Annotated in this window: 1 pseudogene; it reads left to right on the forward strand. The window is 65.1% G+C overall.

Annotated elements, in window-relative coordinates:
• A pseudogene (locus tag DY467_RS25785) lies at nt 1-415 on the forward strand (tetratricopeptide repeat protein); the annotation flags it as partial.

Raw genomic sequence — 415 nt, forward strand, 5'->3', positions numbered from 1 at the left:
CCGACTCCGCCTACTATCCGGCGGCGGGCACCCAGACCGGCGACCGGACGACCGCGGCGATGACCACCGACTTCAGGTTCGGACCGGGGCATTGGACGACGCGCGGCGGCTACGACGTCAACAAGGCGGTCGCCGATTACAACAGCTACAAGCGCTATTCGATCGACATGGCGTTTCCGGTCCAATTCGTCGTGCCGGTGTTCGGCCAGCCGCATCAATTCGTGGTGGCGCCGACGGTCGGCTACAGCCGCTCGACCTACGATGCGCCGAACCTCATCGTCGATCCGACCACGGCGCGGCGCGAGGACGAGTATCGCTACGGCGCCATTCTCGATGCGCAGATCGCCGGCCATGTCGGACTGCGCACCCAGGTGCTGTACACCAAGATCGACTCCAACCTGCCGAACTATCGCAC

Origin of the sequence: Rhodopseudomonas sp. BR0G17, assembly GCF_010907025.1 — a bacterium.
GTDB classification, from domain to species: domain Bacteria; phylum Pseudomonadota; class Alphaproteobacteria; order Rhizobiales; family Xanthobacteraceae; genus Rhodopseudomonas; species Rhodopseudomonas palustris_H.